This window comes from Fictibacillus arsenicus, assembly GCF_001999465.1.
Taxonomy (GTDB): Bacteria; Bacillota; Bacilli; order Bacillales; family Fictibacillaceae; genus Fictibacillus; species Fictibacillus arsenicus.
In genome coordinates this window covers 41,498-64,581 of the sequence record NZ_MQMF01000005.1, presented here as the reverse complement: position 1 = coordinate 64,581, position 23,084 = coordinate 41,498, and the positions used below count along the sequence as shown (strand labels likewise).

25 protein-coding genes, 1 tRNA gene and 1 riboswitch are annotated in these 23,084 nt (G+C 38.1%); of the genes, 19 read left to right on the top strand and 7 right to left on the bottom strand.

Annotation, left to right across the window (positions count from 1 at the left end):
- Nucleotides 1-319: 319 nt before the first annotated feature.
- Both UN64_RS17800 and UN64_RS17795 read left to right on the top strand, forming a co-directional pair.
- Nucleotides 320-2,206, top strand: a complete 1,887-nt coding sequence (locus UN64_RS17800) for an LTA synthase family protein (protein ID WP_077365350.1) — start codon at nucleotides 320-322, stop codon at nucleotides 2,204-2,206.
- A 99-nt stretch (nucleotides 2,207-2,305) separates the two neighbouring features.
- Nucleotides 2,306-3,499, top strand: coding sequence for a M14 family metallopeptidase (locus UN64_RS17795; RefSeq protein ID WP_077365348.1), 1,194 nt, complete (start codon nucleotides 2,306-2,308; stop codon nucleotides 3,497-3,499).
- Nucleotides 3,500-3,549: 50 nt separating this feature from the next.
- Here the strand turns inward: UN64_RS17795 and UN64_RS17790 are convergent, their stop codons facing one another.
- Nucleotides 3,550-3,735: a DUF2759 domain-containing protein gene (locus UN64_RS17790; protein ID WP_066242324.1), complete on the bottom strand. Its 186-nt coding sequence runs from the start codon at nucleotides 3,733-3,735 to the stop codon at nucleotides 3,550-3,552.
- A gap of 111 nt (nucleotides 3,736-3,846) precedes the next feature.
- Complete coding sequence (locus tag UN64_RS17785; RefSeq protein ID WP_077365346.1) at nucleotides 3,847-4,242, bottom strand: hypothetical protein; 396 nt, start codon at nucleotides 4,240-4,242, stop codon at nucleotides 3,847-3,849.
- 77 nt (nucleotides 4,243-4,319) lie between these two features.
- On the opposite strand from UN64_RS17785, the gene UN64_RS17780 reads away from it, so the two are divergent.
- Together UN64_RS17780 and UN64_RS17775 are read left to right on the top strand one after the other, a co-directional pair.
- Nucleotides 4,320-4,952, top strand: coding sequence for an MBL fold metallo-hydrolase (locus UN64_RS17780; RefSeq protein WP_077365344.1), 633 nt, complete (start codon nucleotides 4,320-4,322; stop codon nucleotides 4,950-4,952).
- 1 nt (nucleotide 4,953) lies between these two features.
- Entirely contained in the window at nucleotides 4,954-6,042 is a 1,089-nt protein-coding gene (locus UN64_RS17775; protein WP_077365342.1) for an SAM-dependent methyltransferase, read from the top strand.
- A 41-nt stretch (nucleotides 6,043-6,083) separates the two neighbouring features.
- Here UN64_RS17775 and UN64_RS17770 read toward each other — a convergent pair whose 3' ends face one another.
- Entirely contained in the window at nucleotides 6,084-6,332 is a 249-nt protein-coding gene (locus UN64_RS17770; protein WP_066242314.1) for a DUF2626 domain-containing protein, read from the bottom strand.
- Between the two features lie 184 nt (nucleotides 6,333-6,516).
- Here UN64_RS17770 and UN64_RS17765 point away from each other — a divergent pair, with 184 nt between their 5' ends.
- On the top strand, nucleotides 6,517-6,906 hold the full coding sequence (locus UN64_RS17765) for a Spx/MgsR family RNA polymerase-binding regulatory protein (protein ID WP_077365340.1): 390 nt from the start codon (nucleotides 6,517-6,519) through the stop codon (nucleotides 6,904-6,906).
- Nucleotides 6,907-6,943: 37 nt separating this feature from the next.
- Here UN64_RS17765 and UN64_RS17760 read toward each other — a convergent pair.
- Nucleotides 6,944-7,018 (bottom strand) — tRNA-Gln (locus tag UN64_RS17760).
- A gap of 123 nt (nucleotides 7,019-7,141) precedes the next feature.
- Here UN64_RS17760 and comGA point away from each other — a divergent pair.
- The 9 genes from comGA to UN64_RS17720 are packed head-to-tail and all read left to right on the top strand — an operon-like array spanning nucleotide 7,142 to nucleotide 11,853.
- A complete protein-coding gene (gene comGA, locus UN64_RS17755; RefSeq protein WP_077365338.1) occupies nucleotides 7,142-8,203 on the top strand; it encodes a competence type IV pilus ATPase ComGA in 1,062 nt (353 codons plus the stop codon).
- Nucleotides 8,196-9,227 carry a competence type IV pilus assembly protein ComGB gene (gene comGB, locus UN64_RS17750; protein WP_171978966.1) on the top strand — a complete coding sequence of 344 codons (1,032 nt, stop codon included), beginning with the start codon at nucleotides 8,196-8,198 and terminating at the stop codon, nucleotides 9,225-9,227. The genes comGA and comGB overlap by 8 nt, the downstream gene beginning before the upstream one ends.
- Before the next feature lie 16 nt (nucleotides 9,228-9,243).
- Nucleotides 9,244-9,555 (top strand): competence type IV pilus major pilin ComGC, encoded by a 312-nt coding sequence (gene comGC / locus UN64_RS17745; RefSeq protein WP_077365334.1) that lies wholly within the window; start codon nucleotides 9,244-9,246, stop codon nucleotides 9,553-9,555.
- Nucleotides 9,556-9,590: 35 nt separating this feature from the next.
- Nucleotides 9,591-9,992 carry a competence type IV pilus minor pilin ComGD gene (gene comGD, locus UN64_RS17740; protein ID WP_281249482.1) on the top strand — a complete coding sequence of 134 codons (402 nt, stop codon included), beginning with the start codon at nucleotides 9,591-9,593 and terminating at the stop codon, nucleotides 9,990-9,992.
- Nucleotides 9,976-10,296, top strand: a complete 321-nt coding sequence (locus UN64_RS21020; RefSeq protein ID WP_171978965.1) for a hypothetical protein — start codon at nucleotides 9,976-9,978, stop codon at nucleotides 10,294-10,296. The genes comGD and UN64_RS21020 overlap by 17 nt, the downstream gene beginning before the upstream one ends.
- A gap of 31 nt (nucleotides 10,297-10,327) precedes the next feature.
- Complete coding sequence (locus UN64_RS17735; protein ID WP_171978964.1) at nucleotides 10,328-10,714, top strand: competence type IV pilus minor pilin ComGF; 387 nt, start codon at nucleotides 10,328-10,330, stop codon at nucleotides 10,712-10,714.
- Nucleotides 10,714-11,094, top strand: coding sequence for a competence type IV pilus minor pilin ComGG (gene comGG, locus UN64_RS17730; RefSeq protein ID WP_077365328.1), 381 nt, complete (start codon nucleotides 10,714-10,716; stop codon nucleotides 11,092-11,094). The genes UN64_RS17735 and comGG overlap by 1 nt, the downstream gene beginning before the upstream one ends.
- A gap of 2 nt (nucleotides 11,095-11,096) precedes the next feature.
- Complete coding sequence (locus UN64_RS17725; RefSeq protein WP_171978963.1) at nucleotides 11,097-11,612, top strand: shikimate kinase; 516 nt, start codon at nucleotides 11,097-11,099, stop codon at nucleotides 11,610-11,612.
- Nucleotides 11,613-11,664: 52 nt separating this feature from the next.
- Nucleotides 11,665-11,853: a YqzE family protein gene (locus tag UN64_RS17720; RefSeq protein ID WP_077365324.1), complete on the top strand. Its 189-nt coding sequence runs from the start codon at nucleotides 11,665-11,667 to the stop codon at nucleotides 11,851-11,853.
- A 78-nt stretch (nucleotides 11,854-11,931) separates the two neighbouring features.
- Here UN64_RS17720 and UN64_RS17715 read toward each other — a convergent pair whose 3' ends face one another.
- Nucleotides 11,932-12,708: a YqhG family protein gene (locus UN64_RS17715; RefSeq protein WP_077365322.1), complete on the bottom strand. Its 777-nt coding sequence runs from the start codon at nucleotides 12,706-12,708 to the stop codon at nucleotides 11,932-11,934.
- On the bottom strand, nucleotides 12,677-14,374 hold the full coding sequence (locus UN64_RS17710; protein WP_077365320.1) for a DEAD/DEAH box helicase: 1,698 nt from the start codon (nucleotides 14,372-14,374) through the stop codon (nucleotides 12,677-12,679). The genes UN64_RS17715 and UN64_RS17710 overlap by 32 nt, the downstream gene beginning before the upstream one ends.
- Before the next feature lie 117 nt (nucleotides 14,375-14,491).
- Nucleotides 14,492-14,577: riboswitch (glycine riboswitch) on the top strand.
- 175 nt (nucleotides 14,578-14,752) lie between these two features.
- Between UN64_RS17710 and gcvT the strand changes: the two genes are divergently transcribed.
- Genes gcvT through gcvPB form a run of 3 tightly spaced genes read left to right on the top strand, consistent with a single transcriptional unit; the run spans nucleotide 14,753 to nucleotide 18,682 of the window.
- On the top strand, nucleotides 14,753-15,853 hold the full coding sequence (gene gcvT, locus UN64_RS17705; protein WP_077365318.1) for a glycine cleavage system aminomethyltransferase GcvT: 1,101 nt from the start codon (nucleotides 14,753-14,755) through the stop codon (nucleotides 15,851-15,853).
- A gap of 25 nt (nucleotides 15,854-15,878) precedes the next feature.
- Nucleotides 15,879-17,243 carry an aminomethyl-transferring glycine dehydrogenase subunit GcvPA gene (gene gcvPA, locus UN64_RS17700; RefSeq protein WP_077365316.1) on the top strand — a complete coding sequence of 455 codons (1,365 nt, stop codon included), beginning with the start codon at nucleotides 15,879-15,881 and terminating at the stop codon, nucleotides 17,241-17,243.
- A complete protein-coding gene (gene gcvPB, locus UN64_RS17695; protein WP_077365314.1) occupies nucleotides 17,219-18,682 on the top strand; it encodes an aminomethyl-transferring glycine dehydrogenase subunit GcvPB in 1,464 nt (487 codons plus the stop codon). Before gcvPA ends, gcvPB begins: the two co-directional genes overlap by 25 nt.
- A gap of 44 nt (nucleotides 18,683-18,726) precedes the next feature.
- Here the strand turns inward: gcvPB and UN64_RS17690 are convergent, their stop codons facing one another.
- The gene (locus UN64_RS17690) at nucleotides 18,727-19,104 is read right to left on the bottom strand and encodes a rhodanese-like domain-containing protein (RefSeq protein WP_077365312.1); all 378 of its coding nucleotides are present in this window, start codon (nucleotides 19,102-19,104) and stop codon (nucleotides 18,727-18,729) included.
- A 149-nt stretch (nucleotides 19,105-19,253) separates the two neighbouring features.
- On the opposite strand from UN64_RS17690, the gene UN64_RS17685 reads away from it, so the two are divergent.
- Together UN64_RS17685 and UN64_RS17680 are read left to right on the top strand one after the other, a co-directional pair.
- A complete protein-coding gene (locus tag UN64_RS17685) occupies nucleotides 19,254-20,090 on the top strand; it encodes a lipoate--protein ligase family protein (protein WP_077365310.1) in 837 nt (278 codons plus the stop codon).
- Between the two features lie 361 nt (nucleotides 20,091-20,451).
- Complete coding sequence (locus UN64_RS17680; RefSeq protein WP_077365308.1) at nucleotides 20,452-23,013, top strand: vitamin B12-dependent ribonucleotide reductase; 2,562 nt, start codon at nucleotides 20,452-20,454, stop codon at nucleotides 23,011-23,013.
- Nucleotides 23,014-23,084: the final 71 nt, after the last annotated feature.

The window sequence follows — 23,084 nt, the reverse complement described above, 5'->3', positions numbered from 1 at the left end:
AATAGAGAGCCACACGAAGTGGTTCTTTATTTTTTTGAAACTTTTTCGGCAAAGGTTCGTCTAATTGTTTATGGATGAAAAAAAAGGGTAAAACTAATATAGTTTTGTTGTCCTATTTGTCAGAATCTTGAAATAGTACGTTAGGGTATTGAATTCTTGTGCAAAACCATATATTATACTCTTTATGTAATCCTTTAGTTAAGGTTTTGTAAATGGTGATTTACATTCCAGATGGATACAGCGGATAAGGAAGAGTATAAAAATAACATTTAAATTTAACTGCACAAGTTCTTTTTGATTGAGGAGGTCAGAGAACATTATGAAAGAAAAAATGAAACAAGCTTTTGCTGATTATAAGTTTTTCTTTATTGCAATTGCTTTATTATGGGTTAAAACGTATATCGTATATAAAACAGCCTTTGAACTGCCTATGGACAATAAAATTCAGGAACTGATCCTATTTATTAATCCAATCAGTTCGGTCATCTTATTCTTAGGTATTACCCTTTATTTTAAAGGTAAAGCGCATAGAAGAATGATTATTGCCGTAAGTGCGATCATGAGTTTTATAATGTATGCAAACATGGTTTTTTACAGATTCTTTAACGACTTTATTACCATTCCAGTGTTGTTTCAAACAAGCAACATGGGTGATCTAGGAAACAGTGTTTTTGAATTAATTCAGCCAACAGACGTTTTAGTGTTTGTTGACATCGTAATTTTATCTTACTTTATGAGACGTGCTGATTACCGTCCTGCTCGTGCGTCACGCAAACAGATTACATTGACTTATGCAGCAGCGATTGTATTTTTTATCGTTAACGTTGGAATTGCTGAAACAGAGCGTCCACAGTTATTAACACGTACTTTTGACCGTGAAATGCTGATTAAGAATATTGGTTCGTACAATTACCATATTTATGATTCAATCATTCAGTCTAAAGCAAAAGCTCAGCGTGCATTCGCGGATGGAAGCGAAATTACGGATATTGAAAACTACACACGTGCCAATTATAAAGAACCGAACCCTGAGATGTTTGGTAAAGCGAAAGGCAAAAATGTTTTCGTAATTTCTGTAGAATCAACACAAAACTTTGTTATTAATGAATCAGTTAACGGAAAAGAAATTACACCGTTTATGAATGACTTGATTAAAGACAGCTATTACTTCCCGAACTTTTATCACCAGACAGGGCAAGGGAAAACATCTGATTCAGAGTTCTTGCTAGATAACTCACTATATCCGCTTCCAAGTGGAGCAGTGTTCTTTACACATTCACAAAATCAATACAATGCAACGCCAGAGATCTTGAAAGAGCAAGGCTATTACTCTTCAGTACAGCATGCGAACAACAAGAGTTTCTGGAACCGTGATATTATGTATGATAATTTCGGCTATGACCGTTATTACTCATTAAAAGATTTTGAAGTTACACCTGAAAATTCAATCGGTTGGGGATTAAAGGATAAAGATTTCTTTAAACAGTCTATTCCTCACTTGAAAGAAATGCAGGCAATGAATAAGCCGTTCTATACAAAGTATATTACTTTAACGAATCACTTCCCTTTCACGTTAGAAGAAGAAGATGAAATGATTCCTGAATGGACTTCAAATGACGGAACAGTTAACCGATACTTTACAACTGTACGGTACACGGATGAAGCATTGAAAGAGTTCTTTGCAGATGTAAAAGCAGCTGGGTTATATGAAGACTCTATCTTTATCATGTATGGTGACCATTATGGTATTTCTGAAAATCACAATGATGCAATGGGTCAATTCTTAGGAAAAGAAATTACCCCATTTGAATCAACGCAGCTTCAGAAAGTGCCATTGATCATTCATATGCCTGGTGAAAAAGGCAAGCAGATGGATACAGTCGGCGGACAAATCGACTTAAAACCAACAATCTTGCACTTGCTGGGAATTGACACAAAAGGTGATATTCAATTAGGATCAGACCTTTTCTCTAAAGACCGCGAAGATTTCGCAGTTTTACGTGATAATTCTTATATTACGAAAGATAATGTCTTTACAGATGGAAAGTGTTACGACAAGGCAACTGGTAAGCCAGTTGAAGGCGAAGAAAATGCATGTGAACCTTATGCTGAACGTGCAAAAACTGAACTTGATATGTCAGATCGTATCATCTATGGTGACTTGCTTCGCTTTTATGATAAAGACAAAGCAAAACAAAATAATTAATAAGACAGAGAGCACTTAGCTTCGGCTAAGTGCTTTTTTTGCATATATGACAACATCAATCATACATCTTTAAGAGGACGTTTTTAGGGAGGGCTTTGATTGGAAATTCTAGTTAGGAACGGAGACTCGCTTTGGTACTATTCCAGACTCTTGTCTATCCCTTATATATTAATTAAAGATTCAAATCCCAATATGCATTCTGGAAATATTGAAGCAGGAAAAAAAGTTCATCTGCCTGGAATCGCTGTTCAGCGCTATAAAATAAAAAATGGTGACACGTTCTTCAAAATTGCTGAGGAAAAAGATATTCCCATTGATGCGCTTTACTTATTTAACCAGCAAGTCGATCCTAAGGAGATATTTGTAAAAGATGAAATTAATATTCCTTATGTCCTTCCATTTCCTTGTATACAAGGAAAACGTAAATATGACAGCCAAGTGCTAAAGAGGGACATCGATCATTTAATGCAAACTTATCCTTTTATCAAAAAACAAACTATTGGACATTCCGTTCAAGGAAAGCCAATAGATATGCTTATCGTTGGTAAAGGAAAGAAAAAAGTTCATATCAACGGTTCCTTCCACGGAAATGAATGGATAACAACAGCAATCCTCATGAAGTTTATTAATGAGTATGCTCGAGCTTTAACAATTGAAGCCTCCATGAATGATGTTTCTTCGCTCGATCTTTACAAGAATACCACTTTACTTGCCGTACCAATGGTTGATCCCGATGGAGTAGACCTTGTTCTACATGGTCCTCCAAAGGATGCAGAATTAAAAGAGTTTGTATTAAATTTAAACAAAGGAAAAAAAGACTTTTCATCATGGAAAGCCAATATTAGAGGCGTGGATTTAAACAATCAGTTCCCTGCAAGATGGGAAATGGAACAGCCAAGAAAGCCCAAAAAGCCAGCTCCAAGAGATTATCCTGGAAAAGCACCTTTATCTGAACCAGAGGCAATTGCCATGGCTCAGGCTGCACAAAAGTATGATTTTGACAGGGTAGTTGCTCTTCATACGCAAGGAAAAGAGCTTTACTGGGGATTTGAAGGGGAAGAACCTATGCCGGTATCCCAGCAGATTGCAGATGAATTTGAACGGGTCAGTGGTTATAAAGCCATCAGGTATGTTGACAGTTATGCAGGATATAAAGACTGGTTTATACAGGAGTTTAGAAGACCTGGCTTTACTATAGAACTCGGGTTTGGAGTTAACCCATTGCCTTTAGGACAGTTTGATAAAATTTATGAAGAAACACGAGGTATCCTGATTGCCAGCTTGTATATGTAAGTTTATATAGAAAAACCATCAGAACAATAATTCTGATGGTTTTTCGGATTTTAATGGCCTGTTGAACCGCCGCTGCCAACTAATACGTCAAGTACAGTCATGACTGTAAACCAGCCAAATACAGCAAACGTTAAAAACGCGAAGCCTGCTGCCATTAAGTTTTTAATTTTTAACGAACGTAATAGTCCCAATGCAGCTAGAATAGCTACTAAGCCGAATATAATGGCTAATCCCATTATTCTGTGCCCCCTTGCTTTGGAGTAATACCAATCCTATGTATAACGCTTTCACACAGGTATAACCTTGTATTATTTTACTTGTTTTATCCTTATTTGTCGAGTGAACATTTACAACAATATGAATTCTGGCTTAACCTGATAAGATGATGCCCATTTTAGTATAAGCGGTTTATTATGCTGGCTGAAGAAATATATAGATTCCGTTTCATTTTCAACGGCAACTAATTCTTCTTCAGCTTGCAGGAGAAACATATCTATTTGCTTCTGATCTCCTTGCTTAACAGAAAATGCACAAATCATATCAAGATATAAATAACATTTCCCACTTTCGGAAAAGAATCCATAATCCTCAAGAAGAAGAGAGGTTTTATAGGGCTTTATTAAAAGTAACGGAATCGCTTCTTTTGAATCTTCAAAACAATACTCTGTAATAATGAAGTCACCTTCCCGGTCCACAAAAGGAAAACTCTCTAAATTGTTTTCGAAACCATAATAGATGTTCATGCATTTCCTCCGTATATATGACTATTTTAGTGTAAGATAGAAAGGGAGAACTTGCAATTGGAACTGGAGGTATAAACATGAGATGGAAAAAGCTAACTGTAGGACCTGTTCAAGAAAATACATATATCCTTTATGATTCAAAAAATGAAGCGATAATTTTAGATCCAGGGAGTGAAGGTTCCAAAATTATTCAAACTATAGAATCACTAAAGTTAAAACCACTGGCTGTTTTGCTGACGCATGCTCACTTTGATCACATAGGTGCAGTGGATCAAGTACGGGAAAAATACCAGCTGCCATTATATATTCATAAAAAAGAGCAAGATTGGCTCACTGATACAAAAAAGAACGGGTCAAAGTATTTTGGACAAAATATCACAGCTAAGCCTGCTAGTCACTTATTAACGGATAATGATAGAAGCTTAAAGATTGGCTCATTTTCTTTTGATGTATTAACTACTCCTGGGCATTCACCAGGGAGTGTATCCTATTATTTGAAGGGTGCAGGAGCTGTATTTTCAGGAGATGCACTATTTGCCGGAAGTATTGGGAGAACCGATCTTAACGGAGGCTGTCAGGATACATTGCTAAAGAGTATTCATGAGAAATTATTGCAGCTTCCTGAAGAAACAGTTGTACTATCTGGTCATGGTCCTGAGACGACAATTGGAATGGAAATGGATTCAAATCCTTTCTTAGGCGGGTTTTAAATTGAGCCTGAAGGATGATATAAAAAGTTTTTTGCACCAGAACCACTGGATGACGATGGAGCAATTTATGGAATGGGCTCTTTATCATCCTGATTACGGATATTACATGAATGAACAGAAGAAAATTGGGAAAAACGGGGATTTTTATACATCCAGTTCCGTTTCAGATGTTTTCGGAAAAGTTTGGGCTAATATTTTTGCAAAAACTATACATGAACACGATTTAGACCCTGTCGTAATCGAATTTGGAGCAGGAACTGGCCGGTTCGCGAAACAAGTTTTATCCAGCTGGAAAGATTACGGTTTTGAGAAGCAACTATCATATATCATCGTTGAAAAAAGTCCTTACCACCGTCAGCTTCTCCAAAATGAATTAATAGGTTCCTCTTCTGTGACCATTTTTAGTTCATTTGAAGAATTAAAAGAAACTTATCCGGATTTTAAAGGTATTATTTTTGCGAATGAAGTACTAGATGCTTTTCCTATACGGGTTTTTCGTAAACAAAAAAACAGCTGGTATGAGAAAGTTGTTATATTTGAAGAAGATAAAGATGAAATTCGATTAAACTATATAAAAACATCTGATCATTCGATATGGTTAGATCAATTATTCGCATCAAGAAGAAGTGATTTTGATCTTGAAGTGTCCTTTCAGATGATGAATTGGCTGAAAGATATTTATGAATGGACAGCTGAGCAAAGTGTTTATTTCTTTGTGGATTACGGATATAGTGGTGATGAATGGAATGAAGAAGCTTTGAAAGAAGGCAGTATACGCGGATATCATAAGCATAAAATTGAAAATAACCCTCTTTTTTACCCGGGTAAGATGGATATAACTTATCATGTAGACTGGGATCAAGTTGAAAGTTCTGCGAAAAAACATGGCATTGAAACCATACAATTTAGTATGCAAGGTGAATTTCTATTAAAAGAGGGTATGTTATCTCTTTTGAATGACGCTGTGGGTACAGATCCTTTCTCTGCTGAACATAAAAGGAACAGGGCAATCAGGTCATTCCTTTTAGACAGTTCTCTGGCGAACGGCTTTCAAGTTGTGATGCAACAAAAAAAACGGACCGTTTTATAACGGTCCATTTTTTTATAAGCTAATATGAACTTTTTTAAATATTAATGGCCTCCGCCAGCTCCAGGAGTCATCATAAATGTTGACCAGTATGTAAATCCGACAAAGAAAACTGTTAAATAAGCACCAAAGATATAAATATACATACGTTCAGATAAGTTCAAATAACCTAATGAAACGAACATAATCGTTTGTCCTAGGAACAATAACGCCATGTCCTGCATATCGCCAAGATAAGCCATGACACCAATGATTCCTGTCCAAAAGCCCAAAACCTTATACATTCTTGACATATGTATCCCTCCTTTTTTCGCCAATACTTGTATCCTTTAGTATTATATATGAGTTTCCACTCTCTTGTAAATGACAATTGTAAGCGGATAAAAAGACAAAGTAAATATAATTACTCGAAGTAGGTTAATTTTGGTTTATTATGCCTCTTTTAAAGGTAATGTAAACCAAAAGGAGTGAAGTTATATGAATTCGATTACGTTTTACACATATCCTAGCTGCACTTCATGTCGCAAAGCGAAAATGTGGCTTAAACAAAATAAAGTATCATTTGAAGAAAGACACTTATTTAAAGAAACACCTTCAGTAGAAGAGCTCAGAGAGTTATTAAAGCTAACGAAAGCGGGAACTGAAGATATTTTGGCTAAAAGAAGCCAATCCTTTAAATCTCTTGATGTAGATATTTATGATCTATCTACAAACGAATTGCTTGAACTTCTAACAAAGAACCCTAAGCTGCTTAAACGTCCTCTCGTAACTGATGGAGAACTGCTAATTGCTGGATACAGCCCTGGCGATATGAAAAAGTTAAGCCATAAAAATGAAAAAGAACACATTTCAAGTCATGTGTCCTGATATCATGCACTCTTAAACTTTAAGAGTGTATATTTTTTGGCTGGGCTAGCTGGATTCGAACCAACGCATGACGGAGTCAAAGTCCGTTGCCTTACCGCTTGGCTATAGCCCAATACAACAATAATAGTATGAGCCGTGTCGAAATTTATATGCGTTATTTCAAAAAAAGATGAAGGAATTTTAATTTGTGTGAAGTATGTTTTATAACACGAAACAAAAAGGAGGCCGATAATGCTTGCCAATAAAAATTTTAGGCAGTTTAATTTTGCATGATGCGGTAAATCAAAATGCATCTGACATTCATTTCATCCCATTAAAAAAAGGAGGAGTAGTACAATTTCGCATTGATGAAAGATTGCTCGAATACAGAACTCTTAATTTCGAAGAGTACGTCCGTGTCATTTCTCATTTCAAGTATTCAGCCAGAATGGATATCGGTGAACACCGTAAACCTCAAAGCGGTGCTATGGATGTACTAATAGATAATATTAACGTACATCTTCGACTTTCTTCCATTCCTTCTGCATTTAATGAATCTCTTGTAATCCGCATACTTCCTCAGCAAGAATCCTTTTCAATTAATGAATTATCACTCTTCCCGCATGCACTTCAAAAACTCATTTTTCTCATTAAACGTTCAAGTGGTTTGTTATTATTTACTGGCCCTACCGGTTCAGGAAAAACGACAATGCTCTATTCTTTGCTTCAATACCTCCAACACCACTACAAGCGTCAGGTAGTTACTTTAGAAGATCCTGTTGAACGAAAAGTTGACACATTTCTTCAAATGGAAATTAATGAAAAAGCTGGTGTAACATATGGTGAAGGATTTAAATCTTTATTGCGGCACGATCCCGATGTCATCATGATAGGAGAAATACGCGATGAAGCTGCAGCCCGGCTAGTTATCCGTGCGTCATTAACAGGGCATTTAGTTCTCTCAACTATGCATGCCTCGGATTGTATAGGCTGTTTAGAACGTTTAAGGGAGTTTGGAATCCGCGAGGCAGAATTGAAACAGACATTAATGGGTGTAGTTTCGCAAAGTCTGATTTCCATGCCCTGCCGTTTTTGCGGTGATCATTGCAGTGACTTTTGTTTTAAATCAAGGACTTTTAGAAGAGTAGGGATTTATGAAATCTTAAGTAATCAAGATTTGGAAACTGCTTTTAAGCAAGACACCTCCGTTCCGCCGTTTTATAAAAGTCTCCCATATTATTTTAATCACGCATATGCAGCAGGATTTGTAACGAAAGAAAGTTATGAAAGATGGATGGGGTGGCATGGGAATGTTTAAGAAGAAGTGGAAAAGAGCTTCTCAAGGCATTTTCCTTTATAAACTTGGACTTTTGCAAAGTCATGGTTACTCGATCAATAAAAGCATAGAACTTTTAAAATCGCATTTACCTGATAAAGAACAGCATTTAATAGAAGAATTATTAGAAGCATTGTCTGCAGGTAATTCTGTTCTAGATGTTTTCTCAAAATTAAATTTGCCGGATGAAGTAATAAGTTCATTATCTATAAACAGCGTTAACGGAAATTTAACAGACAGTTTAATGGAAAACGGAAATTATATGAGAAAAAAGGCAGAATGGCGAGAGCGATTAAATAAAGCGATTAGATATCCTTTATTTTTGTTATTTCTTACAGTTTGGATCGGTATTCTTTTTTACTATTTTTTATTTCCTCAATTTTCTCTTCTTTTTTCTTCTTTGGAAGTAAAGACACCCGCGTTCACCTCAATAATGCTGTCTTTCCTATCTTTGTTTCCTTACCTCCTAATTGCAGCTTTATTAACATTTCTGGTTGGATGGATCGCTGTTTACTATATAAGGAAAAACACAAGCTACTCTGATCAGATGAGGTTATTAACATCTATACCCTTTTTAAAGAAATTTCTTTTGCTGATGAACTCACATTATTTCAGCATTAACTTTGGTTCTATGTTAAAAAGCGGTTTGCCGGTAACAGATGCATTAATCGTAATGGAAAATCATATGAAAAAAGGTTTTTTTCAAGAAGAGAGTATGAGGCTGCAAAAAGGTTTATTGGATGGAAAAACATTGCCCGAGCTTTTACTTCATAAACCTTTTTATGCAAAGGAAATGACGGATATTATTCGTTTCGGACAAGCACAAGGGGCACTAGGATTTGAGCTCGTTCAATATGGAGAGTGGATATTTATAGAGTTGGAGGAGAAAGTCCTTTCTAATCTGCAAAAAATACAGCCTATCCTTTTTGCTATTATTGGTGGTTTTGTCCTGCTTATGTTTGCTTCTATGCTTTTGCCGATGTTTCAACTAATGGATGCTTTATAGGGAGGAAAACGCTTTTATGAGAAATGAAAATGGTTTTACCCTGATTGAAATGATGATTGTTTTACTTATTATTTCAGTTTTGATGCTGATTGCATTGCCGAGTATGACTAAGAATAATGCTATCGTTAAATCTCTTGGCTGTGAAGCAACGATAGATCTCGTGCAAGGTCAGGTAGGCGCTTATGAAGCGGAAAAGAATGAGCTGCCTACAATTGAACAGCTTTTTGATGAAAAATATATTGATACAAAAGTCTGTCCCGATAAAGAACCTTTGCTCATCGATAGTGAAGGGAAAGTGTATGTCGATAATGAGGATGAAACACCCTGATTAAATATAAACAGTCTGGTCATTTATTGATTGAAATGATGATCGTACTCTTAATAATTGGACTAATAGGCTCTGTTGCTTATCCGAAGTTCAATGCGTTTATAAAAAACAGAAAGACAGAGTACTTTTTAAATTCTCTTGAAAAGGACATTATGCTTATGCAGCAAAAAGCAATTAATGAAAGCAGTGTGTACCGTCTAACCTTCAATAATGAACAAGATATGTACCAGATAGGAACCTATAGTTCAATTAAGGTATTGAACCGGCCTATTCCAAAACATATTACCATTGAAGGACAAGCTATGGAAATGACGATCCAATATAATCAAAACGGAAACATAAGCCGTGCAGGAACACTTTATATATATTCAGAAGAAGCTGTTTATAAAATGGTGTTTCAGCTTGGTAAAGGGAAATTTTATGTTGCGAAACAATAATGGATATTTGCTGCTTGAGTCCATGCTAGGTTTATTGCTGTTTTCTGCTATAGCTTCTATTTGTCTTCCCTATGTTTATATATTGAACCAGGAGCAAAAGACAACAAGGCAACTAATGTTTGCTATTGAAGAGGCTGACCGGCTTTCTTTATTGAAAATCCAATTGCATGATATGGAGTGGAGTCAAAACGGAACAGCATATTCGTTATTAACTAAAAAGGGAGTTACAGATGAGTATGAAATCTGTATTACATTTGAGGGAGCTAACCAAAAAGAGTATACGGCATGTTCAAGCTATTATTAAATATGCTGATTCTCAGAAGGGCTATAGCATAATGGAAGCTTTCATAGCTTTGTCAGTACTCCTCATGCTCTCATCGCTTATACCAGTATTGTTTATTCCTATCCAAAAACAGCCACCAAATCCTCAGGTGGAAGAATCCTCACTATTTTTCTCTATGTTAGGAAAAGAAATAAGAGAAGGAAAGTCTGTTGAAGTAAACAATAACTCATTGTACATTACGCTTACAAATGGCAATGTTTTGAGTTTCTCAAGATATCATTCTCTTATTCGCAAGCAAGTAAATGGACTGGGACATGAAGTGTGGGTGCAGAATATTAGTGAGATGGTGCTAAAAAAGCATTCAGACGTACTGTTAGCCGTAAAACTTATAGATACACAAGGAAATGAATATGAGCGTTTTTTTCGGAGGATTGAGTAATGAAAAATGAAAAGGGGATCATTTACCCTCTCGTAATTACACTGTGTTTTGTTATCCTTGTCTTTTTTGGATACTTTACAGGGAAGGTTTCCTCTGAAAGGCAGTTTGTTTATATGCAGGAAGAACAATTAAAGCAAACTCGGCTCCTTCAGCAAGGGGTGGAGAGAGCAATTATTTATGCCAGGGATACTTCTGTGCTTCTCCCGGTGGAGAAGAATCTAATCTTGAATGAAGGAATTGTTAATTTGGTGATCGAACACACGACAGAAGACGAAAGGCTCATTTTGATTGAAGCATTTACAGATAAGCAACATACAAAAAAGGTGAAAGTATATTATAATGTAACCCAGAATAGCGTTACAAAATGGGTGGAGGGTTAAAGTTGAACACCATATATTTAGTAGGCTTCATGGGGTGCGGTAAAACGTCTGTTGGAAAACATCTTTCCAAACAGCTTGAAGTACCACCATATGATGTAGATTCTGCAATTGAGAAGCAAAGAGGACAAACGATAAAAGAAATTTTTCATCATGAAGGAGAAGAAGCTTTTAGAAACTATGAATCTCTAGCTATTCGTCAGCTTCCGCTGGAACATGCAGTTGTCATGACAGGAGGGGGAGCTGTTGTTCGTGAAGAGAACCTTACTTATATGAAGAGTAAAGGAACAGTGATTTATTTAAAAACAAGCTTTCCTGTATTGTGGGATCGGTTAATGAAAGAAGAGGAGCGAAAGAAAAGACCATTATTGCTGACAAATACGAAAGAAGATGTTTTTCGGCTTTATAATGAGCGGCGAAAGCATTATGAAAAAAGTGATATCACGATTTTAACGGATGTACTGACTGCAGAAGAAGTATGCGAGCAGATTCTTGTTGAGTTACAGCGGTTTAATTCCTGAGCAAATAGACAAGACTAGACAGTGAATGGTATAAATTAAAGGAGTTTTGTTAATGGCTGCGGGAAATGATGTTGTGAAGTATCTAACTCAGAAAATAGTGAAATATTTTGACGAGCCAAAATCGGTCCGAAAAGAAAGAAAGCGTACACGGAAAAACGAGAAAGAACCGATGTTAACATACCTTTTTGGCGTTTTGCCAATGAGTTTAGGTCTTATGTTCAGGAAGAGAAGAAAAAGATAAGCATTGGCTGGAAAAAGGATAAAGCCGGGAGCCTAACCCGGCTTTTTAATTTTGTAATATATCTAAAAGATTGTTGCTTTATGAAAGATAAAAGAGCCCTCCGTTTATGATTTCTACAATGATCTTTGGCTCGTATTGTGTTCGAAGTGCTTCTTTTTCTACATGGTAAGCTTCTGGTTTCGTTAAAAGATCTTCATAAAAACTTTCTAGAAGGTCCTGATCTTCCTTCCAGCGATTCTTTGCATCGTCTGCCCAAGTATGATCATCCCGATCGATCACTTCCTGTATTTTAGTTTCAAGCCTTTTAAAAGCACTTTCTGGTTTTATAAAAGGAGAGAGTGTGTAACAAAAATCAGGAATTCTTTTCGTTAATAAAAGCTTCTGAAGCCGGTTATGAAACTGGTCTTCTATCGTCCCGTTAATCAGCTGAATTCCATACGATAGCACTTGATCCTTTTTCTGATCACATTGATAGGAAACTTTCACATTTAAACACAGCCAGGGCTGAAGAGGAACTTGTGCTCCTTGCTGCGGAACAGATTCGTATAAACGGATAAAAGAAGCGAGTTTTTTTGTAGATGCAAATATTTGATGAAGGCGGGGAGAGCCAAAATGAATAAACTCTCCTTTACCATCTGGTGACTGCTGCTGTCCTGTAACCAGTGTTAATGTCATAGGATTAGGAGTTCCGCCGGTTTTTTCAAGGTAGTGCCAATAGAATGGACGATTCATCAGTACTTTGTCCAGCTCAGTCGTTAATTGAACCTTTATATAACTGAAGTTTTTCTCTAGAATCCGGCATTCGTTAGCATCAAAATACCTTTCAAGAAATCGATGTATCTCGTGCTGCTGCATGCTCTTCCCATCCTTTCTGCTTTATTCCTCCATCTAAATTGATAAGGGAAGCAAGGTTATCCATCTTTATCCTGATTTCGCCTTCACTGTCTGAAGTGTTCAAAATATCAGAAATATGGCGCTCAATATTTTTAATTTCAAACTTCGTTAAGATCTCATCAAGTTCCCCGATGACACTCTCAAACAAGTTAATCTTGTTGTAAAGCAGGTTTAAGATATGTTCTTCAATGGTGTTCTGAGTGGCGAAATTATAGATGTGAACATCTCCCTGCTGGCCAATTCTATGGATACGGCCGATACGCTGTTCAATCCTCATCGGATTCCAAGGCAGATCATAGTTTATGATGTGCTGACAAAATTGAAGATTTATTCCTTCGCCTCCAGCTTCAGTAGCAATCAATACTTGAGCACGCGTTTTAAAAAGATGTGTCATCCAGTCTTTCTTGCTTCGTTTAAAGCCCCCTCTGAAGGGAACAGAAGAAATGCCGTGCTGCTGAAGAAACCATTGTAAATATAATTGGGTGGCACGATATTCAGTGAAAATAATAACTTTTGAATTAATGGACTGAATAAGCTCAAGCGCTTTTAATGCTTTTGAGTTTTGATCCACCAATTCAATTTTCTTCATTAGTTCAACGATACGGTTTTCCATTAATGTTGATGGAACATCCTTTTGAAGCATATTTTTAAGCGTTAAAAATACAGCTTCTCTTGAACTGCATGCCTCACGCTGCAAGGTAACAACAGAGAATTTGCTTCTGTCAAAGTAGGGTTCTCTTTTAAGTTTAGATATTTCATCATAAAGGTCCCGCTCTGTTTTTGATAATGTTATAGGGATGGTCTTTACTAGCCGTTTTGGCCATTTTAAGCCAGTTTCTTCTCTTCTGTTTCTGACCATTACTTTATTGACCAGCTGCTTTAGTTTTTCTTCGTTTTTCAAAGAATACTTATCTTCTTTAAAGTCTTTATCAAAATTTTCTCTGTTGCCAAGGTGTCCCGGCTTTAGCAGAGAAACAAGATTAAAGATTTCCTCTACTCTATTCTGTACTGGAGTAGCGGTTAACAATAAACAAAATTTCTTTTTCAGAAGCTGTACAAATTCATAGTTTTTCGTTTTCTTATTCTTCAATTTATGGGCTTCGTCGATAATGATAAGGTCGTATTCCTGATTCAAAACAATATCGCGGTGCGGGGCGCGTTTTGCAGTATCGATTGATGAAACGACAACATCACATTGCTCCCAAACATAAGCCTTCTTTTGAGCAATCGCAGGTATAAAGAATTTTTGATTAAGTTCATTCGTCCACTGTATAACTAAAGAAGCCGGCACTAGAATCAGGATTTTCTTCGCTAAGCGTCGAATCATGTATTCTTTTAAAATTAATCCAGCTTCAATCGTTTTTCCTAATCCGACTTCATCTGCTAGAATCGCTTTTCCGTTCATTTGCTCAATAACGGTTGTTGCAACGTCCAGCTGATGAGGCAGAAAAGTCATCTGTGGGAGATGAGCTGGAGCTTGCAGCCCCAAAAACTCAGGTATTGCAAGATGATGTTCGGCCTCAAGTGCCAAGTTGTACAACTCCCAGTTGGCCCATGGTCCATCTTCTTCCACACGCTTTAAAAAGTCATCATGCCATTCTCGCTGAAACTGAACGTCGATTTTCATACCGGATATCCTTTCCATAAAAAAGTTCATTGCCATTCCATTTATAAAAATGATAGGATAATAATGTAGTAAACATAGTAGTAGTATGTGCGACCTTGGACAATAACATACTCGCGAATGAAAGTAAGAGGAGAGACTGCTTTAGCGGCGCCGAAGGAGCAAACAATTGTGAAACTCTCAGGCAAAAAGACTCTTGCTAGACGCATCTCTGGAGAGAGCTTTTAAATAGATGAAAGCCACCAACGAAGAAACTCAGGAAATATCATGAGAAACTTACCGGTTGCAGGACAGAGGATTCCTATTTATAAGGGATCTCTCTGTCCTTTTTTTGTCCAAATTTGATTGAAAATTTTAAAGTATGAAAAAGGAGGAATTCACATGGCTACATTGTTGCGCACACCGTTATTTAACACATATAAAGAACACGGTGGAAAAGTTATTGATTTCGGTGGCTGGGAATTGCCAGTTCAGTTTTCAAGTATTAAAGAGGAACATGAGGCTGTACGTACTCAAGCAGGTTTATTTGATGTTTCTCACATGGGTGAGTTCGAAGTAAAAGGGCCAAATGCACTATCATTCTTGCAATATACAATGACGAATGATGTTTCCAAACTTCAAAATGGACAAGCTCAATATACGGCGATGTGCTATGAAAACGGCGGAACTGTAGATGATCTCTTGATCTATAAAAGAGATGAAAATGACTATTTGCTAGTTGTGAATGCCTCAAATATTGAAAAAGATTTCGAATGGCTAAACAGCCACAAACAAGAGGGTGTTGAGCTTGTTAACGTGTCACCTGAATATGCTCAGCTTGCTATTCAAGGGCCAAAAGCTGAAATGATTCTTCAAAAACTGACAGACACTGACCTTTCTGAAATCGGTTTCTTCCGTTTCAAAGAAGACGTATCACTAGCTGGGATTCCTTCTTTAGTATCTAGAACAGGGTACACAGGTGAAGATGGATTCGAGATCTACTTAAAAACAGCTGATGCTGAAAAACTATGGAAATCCGTATTAGAAGCGGGGAGCGAAGATGGATTGCTGCCGGCTGGTCTAGGAGCACGTGACACGCTTCGTTTTGAGGCGAAACTTGCACTTTACGGGCAGGAGCTGACAAAAGATATCACACCGATAGAAGCTGGTATCGGATTTGCAGTGAAGACGGATAAAGAAGCAGACTTTATCGGGAAAGAAGTGCTCGCTGAGCAAAAGAAAAATGGAGCACCTCGCAAGCTTGTTGGTATCGAGATGATAGATAAAGGTATTCCTCGTTCTCATTATGAAGTGTTTGCAGGTGACAAAAGAATCGGTGAAGTAACTACTGGCACGCAATCTCCTTCACTTAAGAAGAACCTGGGACTTGTCCTCATTGACAAGGAATACAGCGAACTTGGAACAGAAGTAGAAGTGCAAATACGCCAAAAACGCTTAAAAGCAAAAGTGGTAGCATCACCATTTTACAAACGTGGAAAATAAATCGTTCTAATAAGGAGGAGAAACAATGACGTTCCGTTACTTGCCGATGACAGATCAAGATAAAAAGGAAATGCTTGAGACGATTGGAATCGAAACTACAGAAGAACTTTTTAAAGATATCCCTGAAGAGGTACGTTTTAAAGGCCGCCTCGACATAGAAGAAGCATTGCCAGAACCGCAGCTTGTAAAAGAAATGGGCAGGCTTGCAGCCATGAATAAAAACACGAAGGATTATGCTTCCTTTTTAGGTGCAGGTGTTTATGACCATTACACACCATCCATCGTTAACCATATGCTTTTACGTTCAGAGTTCTATACGGCATATACTCCTTATCAGCCAGAGATCTCCCAAGGTGAACTGCAGGCTATCTTTGAATTCCAGACAATGATCTGTGAATTAACAGGAATGGATGTAGCCAACTCATCGATGTATGATGGTGGAACTTCACTAGCTGAAGCTGGATTATTATCAGCTGCACAAACTCGAAGAAAGAAAATCGTCGTTTCAAAATCCGTGCATCCAGAATCCAGAGATGTTCTGAAAACCTATGCAAAAGGACAGCACCTTGAAGTAGTGGAAGTAGATGCTGAAAACGGGTTGACTTCAATAAACGGCCTGCGTTCTGCAGTTGATGAAGAAACAGCTTGTGTTATCGTTCAATATCCTAACTTCTTTGGTCAGATCGAGCCATTAAAAGAGATTGAAGAAATCATTCATGAAAATAAAGGAATGTTCGTCGTTTCATCTAATCCACTCGCGTTAGGAGCATTAACTCCTCCAGGGAAATTTGGAGCGGACATCGTTGTTGGGGATGCGCAGCCGTTTGGTATTGCTCAAGGTTTCGGCGGACCTCACTGCGGATACTTTGCTGTTACAAATAAGCTTATGCGTAAAGTACCAGGCAGATTAGTTGGCCAGACTGTTGACGAAGACGGCAAACGTGGATTTGTATTGACTCTTCAAGCAAGAGAACAGCACATCAGACGTGATAAAGCTACAAGTAACATCTGTTCAAACCAGGCTTTAAATGCTCTTGCTGCATCTATTGCAATGACTGCTCTTGGTAAAGAAGGTGTTAAAGAAGTGGCTCACCAAAACATTCAAAAAGCTCACTACGCGAAAAAAGTGCTTGAAGACAAAGGTTTGAGAACGGCATTTACTGGACCATTTTTCAATGAATTTGTTATCGAACTTAAATGTTCTGCCAAGGAAGTAAACCAAAAGTTATTAGAATCCGGTATTATCGGAGGATACGATCTTGGTCTTTCTTATTCTGAATTGAAAAATCATATGCTTATCGCAGTAACTGAGATGCGAACAAAAGAAGAAATCGATCAGCTTGCAAATGTATTGGAGGGGTTGTCATGCGTACAGAACATCAGTCACTAATTTTTGAATTGTCAAAGCCGGGCCGAGTGGGCTATAGTATTCCGGATCTTGATGTACCAGAAGTAAATGTAGAATCTATTATTCCTTCCGATTATTTGCGTACAGAAGAACCAGAACTTCCTGAGGTTTCTGAACTGCAGATCGTCCGACACTACACCGCATTATCAAATCGTAACCATGGGGTGGATTCTGGTTTTTATCCACTGGGATCTTGTACGATGAAATACAACCCTAAAATAAACGAGGACGTTGCTCGCTTCCCTGGATTTGCTCATATTCACCCGCTTCAAGAAGAGGGAACAGTACAAGGCGCAATGGAAATGATGTACCGTCTGCAAACTTCATTAGCTGAAATTACGGGCATGGATGAAGTGACATTGCAGCCGGCAGCCGGCGCTCATGGTGAATGGACAGGTCTTATGATGATTCGTGCATATCACGAAGCAAATGGTGACTTTAACCGTACAAAGGTTATCGTACCTGACTCTGCCCATGGAACAAACCCTGCCTCTGCAACAGTTGCTGGATTTGAATCGGTTACAGTTAAATCTGATGAGCGCGGTCTTGTTGACTTAGAAGATTTGAAACGTGTTGTGGATCAAGATGTAGCAGCATTGATGTTAACGAATCCAAACACTCTTGGTCTTTTTGAAGAGCATATTTTAGAAATGGCAAAAATCATTCACGAAGCTGGCGGAAAGCTTTATTATGACGGAGCAAACGCTAATGCAATCCTTGGTTTTGCTAGACCTGGAGATATGGGCTTTGATGTAGTTCATCTTAACTTGCATAAAACATTTACTGGTCCGCATGGCGGCGGAGGTCCTGGTTCTGGTCCTGTAGGTGTAAAAGCGGATCTTATTCCGTTCTTGCCGAAACCAGTCCTTGTAAAAGAAAACGATGTGTATAAGTTTGAGTACAACAGACCGCAATCGATCGGACGAGTGAAGCCGTTTTATGGAAACTTCGGAATCAATGTTCGTGCTTTCACGTACATCATGACAATGGGTCCAGATGGTCTGCATCAAGTTTCAGAGAATGCTGTTCTGAACGCAAACTATATGATGCGCCGATTAGAGCCGCATTTCGATCTTCCTTTTACGCAGCACTGTAAGCATGAGTTTGTATTATCGGGACGACGCCAGAAGAAACTTGGGGTAAGAACACTTGATATTGCAAAACGTTTGCTTGACTTTGGCTACCACCCGCCAACAATCTACTTCCCTCTTAGCGTAGAAGAGGCAATTATGATCGAGCCGACTGAAACGGAATCGAAAGAAACACTTGATGAATTCATCGAAAAAATGATACAAATCGCAAAAGAAGCTGAAGAAACTCCAGAATTGGTACAAGAAGCACCTCATACAACTGTTGTTAAACGACTGGATGAAGCAACTGCTGCGAGAAAACCGATTCTAAAATACAGCAAACAAGCTTAAATAACCGAATAAAAAAGCAGCCTGTGATGGGCTGCTTTGTTTTTTTAGTTTGATTTTACACGGCCTGTCCATTTTCGGAACCCGCCTTGCAAATGATGCAGGTTGCTGTACTTCTTTTTCTTTAAGAAGTTTGCCGCACGTGCACTTCTAAATCCGCTCTCGCAGTATAGGTACACTGGCTGATCGTTTCTAACTTCCTTTAATCGCTGTCTCATTTGAGATAACGGAATATTTCTAGCTCCAAGAATGTGGCCTTTTTTAAATTCTTCAGGTTCCCGTACATCAATTAACTGAGCTTTACGATAACCAGCTTTAAACTCTTCTTCATTGAGAGTTTTTAAGAATTTCTTTTGATAAAGCCCCATAGTAACAACATAAGCAAGTATTGCTACTACAATAACGATTAAAATAATCCATCCCATAATGCTTGCACTCCTTTAAACAATCTACCCCAATTATAGCGGTGCTGGACACGATAGGCAAAGAAAATAATAGGAATTAAGCGATTGTTTTTGACACAATCACCGAATTTGGTACACTAGTTACGATAGAATTGCAGGGAGACGAAAACATGGAAAAAGAAAATTGGTATTACATTGATTCAGGTAACTGTGAACCAGCCATTAATATGGCCATGGATGAAGCTTTATTAACATGGCATAGTGAAGGGAAAAGCCCGCCTGTAATACGTTTTTACGGATGGGATCCAGCAACATTGTCCATTGGATATTTTCAAAAAGTAGAAAAAGAGATAAATCTTGATGCCGTAAAAAAATATAATTTAGGCTTTGTTAGACGGCCAACAGGCGGGCGAGGCGTTCTTCATGATCAGGAGCTGACATACAGTGTGATTGTTTCTGAAGATCATAAAGCGATGCCGCAATCTGTTACGGAGGCTTATAGAGTTATTTCTGAGGGCATTAAAGAAGGATTTCAAGGCTTAGGTCTGGATGCATATTTTGCGGTTCCAAAAACCGATGAAGAGCGCGAAGGTTTAAAAAATCCCCGTTCAGCCGTTTGTTTTGATGCACCTTCCTGGTATGAATTAGTTGTTGAAGGAAGGAAAGTGGCAGGAAGCGCTCAAACAAGACAGAAAGGCGTCATTCTTCAGCATGGTTCTATTTTATTAGATCTAGACGAGGATAAACTCTTTGATTTATTTAAGTATTCCAGTGACCGTCTGAGAGAAAGAATGCAGGATGCTTTTAAGAAAAAGGCAGTAGCTATTAATGATCTGCTAGATTCACCTGTTACGATTAATGATGCAAAAACAGCCTTCAAAAAAGGATTTGAAGATGGATTGAATATTAATCTTATTCCGTATACGTTAACTGAAGAACAATGGGCTGAAGTAGAACGTATTGCTGACACAAGATATAGAAATGACGAATGGACTTTTAGACGATAAAAACAGAAAATCGAAACCTTAAAAGAGGTCTCGATTTTTTCTTTTGGGAAAAGAAGTAAACAAAAGGGAAGTCAAGATATTAATTTTTTTTGGGAAAAAGAAGGATTTTGTGAAAACCTTTGTCTTATATAGGGTTATAAAACTCCCAGATAATACAAATCTAGTATTTAGCCAAATAGTAAATAAAATCATATAAATTATTCTTTTTTCTTTAATATTCTATTAATTACTCTTGATTTCAAGTTTGACAAGATTTTTTCTTTGACATGATGTTTACGTATATATAGTATAGGGGTAGAAGAACTACATACAAGATATAGATATTCATAGTTGTGTGAGAATATGAAAAAGGAGGAGAAATATGGACGCGGTTGCCACTGTTAAAAAGGGTATCGACTACGAAGCTCTTAATCAAGATATAGCACAGTTCCCACAAGTACATCCCGTATCATCCACAATGAAAACAACGCATAAAGGTGTTTCACGACTGGTGATGCTTGATCGATACAGTTTTAAAGACACAGAAAAGAAAACACTCAAACCGGGTGATTTTGTTGTATTAACGGTCAAAGAGGATCCGAAATTTCCGGCGAGAGGACTTGGTTACATTCAATCAGTCAACTGGGACGATAAAAATGCAGTAGTTTTAGTTGAGGATGAATTCAAAGCGGTCCTTGAAAAACCGGAAGAAGCAGAAACAGGACTTATTACACGTTCACTCGATGTAATGGACAAGCCGCTGGAAGTATTCTACGAGCAGATTGCGCTAAGGAATGCCACAGGGTTAGCATCTGTTGAAACGACAGAGGAAAAGCGCCAGGAGTCGTTCGAGAGGTTCTATAAAGAACTTTCGGAAATGAACTTCGTACCCGCTGGACGAGTTCTTTATGGTGCAGGGGCTGAAACGGATGTAACGTATTTTAACTGTTACGTTATGCCATATGTAAAAGACTCGCGTGAAGGAATCTCAGATCACCGCAAGCAAGTAATGGAGATCATGAGCCGAGGCGGCGGTGTTGGAACAAATGGCTCAACACTTAGACCTAAAAATGCACTGGCACGAGGCGTAAACGGTAAATCATCTGGATCAGTATCTTGGCTCGATGATATTGCGAAACTGACGCATTTGGTTGAGCAGGGCGGGTCGCGCAGGGGGGCCCAGATGATCATGCTTGCGGACTGGCACCCTGACATTATTGACTTCATTATTTCTAAAATGCAAAATCCCCGTATTTTGCGTTACTTGATTGAAAATACAAACGACGAGAAGATTAAACAAGTCGCACAAGATAAGCTGAAGTTCACACCGTTAACACCAGCTCAAAAAGCAATGTACGAAGGAATTCTGCGTTATAAAGATATTCCGGGAACAGGCGGTTTCGACTCTGATGTTTTACGCGATGCAGAAACGATGCTCCGCGATGGAGGTACTTACAGTGTTCATAATTCTGAGTTCCTGACAGGAGCTAATATTTCTGTAACAATCACGAAAGAATTTATGGAAGCTGTTGAGAACGACGGAGAATACATGTTGCGTTTTCCGAGTGTTGAAGCATACTCTCCTGAAGAAATGGAAGCTTACAATAATGAGTGGCATGAAATTGGAGATGTTCGTGTTTGGGAAGAAAAAGGATACGGAATTCGCGTTTACAAACGTATTAAAGCACGTGAACTTTGGAACCTGATCAACATTTGTGCAACATACTCTGCAGAACCAGGAATCTTCTTTATCGATAATGCCAATGACATGACGAACGCTACAGCTTATGGACAAAAAGTTGTAGCTACTAATCCATGTGGAGAACAACCACTTGCACCATATTCTGTTTGTAATTTAGCTGCTGTAAATTTAGGCAATATGGCAGACAAAGAAAACAAGAAGGTCGATTTTGAGAAGTTGAAACAAACGGTTGAAGTCGGCGTACGAATGCAAGACAACGTAATTGACGCAACACCATACTTCTTAGAACCAAACCGTGTTCAAGCATTAGGAGAGCGCCGTGTCGGTTTAGGAGTAATGGGACTTCATGATTTACTCATCTACTGTGAGACGGTTTACGGATCTGAAGAAGGTAATAAATTAGTTGATGAAATCTTTGAGACGATTGCGGTTACCGCTTATAAAACTTCAATCGAGCTTGCTAAAGAAAAGGGAAGTTTCCCATTCTTAGAAGGTGAGACAGAAACTGCTACTAATGACCTTCGAAATCGTTTTATTGAAACAGGATATATGAAGAAACTTCCTGAAGAAGTTCGAAAAAATATTTTACAATATGGAATTCGCAACTCCCATTTGTTAACGGTCGCTCCTACTGGAAGCACCGGGACCATGGTTGGAGTCTCAACAGGACTTGAACCTTACTTCTCATTCTCATACTTCCGCAGCGGACGTCTTGGGAAGTTTATTGAAGTAAAAGCTGATATTGTAAAAGAATATCTCGATAATAATCCGGAAGCGAATGAAAATGAACTTCCTGAATGGTTTGTTGCAGCGATGGAGCTTGCCCCAGAAGCACATGCGGATACACAATGTGTCATCCAGCGCTGGGTGGACAGTTCAATCTCCAAAACGGTAAATGCGCCAAAAGGATATACGGTTGATCAAGTTCAGAAAGTTTATGAGCGTTTGTATAAAGGCGGCGCAAAAGGCGGAACTGTTTATGTTGATGGAAGCCGTGATGCACAAGTTCTGACGCTTAAAGCAGAAGAAACATTTGAACAAACAGAGATCGATCTTGGAATGGAAGAAGAAAAGAAAAAAGTCGTTATTCTTGATACAATTACTGACCTTCGTTCAACAGATGTTACAATCGGCAACGAAGTAGGCAACACATGCCCTGTATGCCGAAAAGGAAAAGTAAAAGAAATCGGCGGCTGCAATACGTGTACGAACTGCAACGCTCAATTAAAGTGCGGCCTATAAACATGAACGATAAGCAAGAAGGAACTGGAAATGGTTCCTTCTTTTTATATGCTCATATTCGGACATACTAA

What these genes read in the sequence shown, in the direction of transcription:
- UN64_RS17800 (WP_077365350.1), top strand. Translation starts at nt 320, where the DNA reads ATGAAAGAAAAAATGAAACAAGCTTTTGCTGATTATAAGTTTTTCTTT.
- UN64_RS17790 (WP_066242324.1), bottom strand. Translation starts at nt 3,735, where the DNA reads ATGGGATTAGCCATTATATTCGGCTTAGTAGCTATTCTAGCTGCATTG.
- UN64_RS17785 (WP_077365346.1), bottom strand. Translation starts at nt 4,242, where the DNA reads ATGAACATCTATTATGGTTTCGAAAACAATTTAGAGAGTTTTCCTTTT.
- UN64_RS17780 (WP_077365344.1), top strand. Translation starts at nt 4,320, where the DNA reads ATGAGATGGAAAAAGCTAACTGTAGGACCTGTTCAAGAAAATACATAT.
- UN64_RS17770 (WP_066242314.1), bottom strand. Translation starts at nt 6,332, where the DNA reads ATGTCAAGAATGTATAAGGTTTTGGGCTTTTGGACAGGAATCATTGGT.
- UN64_RS17765 (WP_077365340.1), top strand. Translation starts at nt 6,517, where the DNA reads ATGAATTCGATTACGTTTTACACATATCCTAGCTGCACTTCATGTCGC.
- comGB (WP_171978966.1), top strand. Translation starts at nt 8,196, where the DNA reads ATGTTTAAGAAGAAGTGGAAAAGAGCTTCTCAAGGCATTTTCCTTTAT.
- comGC (WP_077365334.1), top strand. Translation starts at nt 9,244, where the DNA reads ATGAGAAATGAAAATGGTTTTACCCTGATTGAAATGATGATTGTTTTA.
- comGD (WP_281249482.1), top strand. Translation starts at nt 9,591, where the DNA reads ATGATGATCGTACTCTTAATAATTGGACTAATAGGCTCTGTTGCTTAT.
- UN64_RS21020 (WP_171978965.1), top strand. Translation starts at nt 9,976, where the DNA reads ATGTTGCGAAACAATAATGGATATTTGCTGCTTGAGTCCATGCTAGGT.
- UN64_RS17735 (WP_171978964.1), top strand. Translation starts at nt 10,328, where the DNA reads ATGGAAGCTTTCATAGCTTTGTCAGTACTCCTCATGCTCTCATCGCTT.
- comGG (WP_077365328.1), top strand. Translation starts at nt 10,714, where the DNA reads ATGAAAAATGAAAAGGGGATCATTTACCCTCTCGTAATTACACTGTGT.
- UN64_RS17720 (WP_077365324.1), top strand. Translation starts at nt 11,665, where the DNA reads ATGGCTGCGGGAAATGATGTTGTGAAGTATCTAACTCAGAAAATAGTG.
- UN64_RS17715 (WP_077365322.1), bottom strand. Translation starts at nt 12,708, where the DNA reads ATGCAGCAGCACGAGATACATCGATTTCTTGAAAGGTATTTTGATGCT.
- UN64_RS17710 (WP_077365320.1), bottom strand. Translation starts at nt 14,374, where the DNA reads ATGAAAATCGACGTTCAGTTTCAGCGAGAATGGCATGATGACTTTTTA.
- gcvT (WP_077365318.1), top strand. Translation starts at nt 14,753, where the DNA reads ATGGCTACATTGTTGCGCACACCGTTATTTAACACATATAAAGAACAC.
- gcvPA (WP_077365316.1), top strand. Translation starts at nt 15,879, where the DNA reads ATGACGTTCCGTTACTTGCCGATGACAGATCAAGATAAAAAGGAAATG.
- gcvPB (WP_077365314.1), top strand. Translation starts at nt 17,219, where the DNA reads ATGCGTACAGAACATCAGTCACTAATTTTTGAATTGTCAAAGCCGGGC.
- UN64_RS17690 (WP_077365312.1), bottom strand. Translation starts at nt 19,104, where the DNA reads ATGGGATGGATTATTTTAATCGTTATTGTAGTAGCAATACTTGCTTAT.
- UN64_RS17685 (WP_077365310.1), top strand. Translation starts at nt 19,254, where the DNA reads ATGGAAAAAGAAAATTGGTATTACATTGATTCAGGTAACTGTGAACCA.
- UN64_RS17680 (WP_077365308.1), top strand. Translation starts at nt 20,452, where the DNA reads ATGGACGCGGTTGCCACTGTTAAAAAGGGTATCGACTACGAAGCTCTT.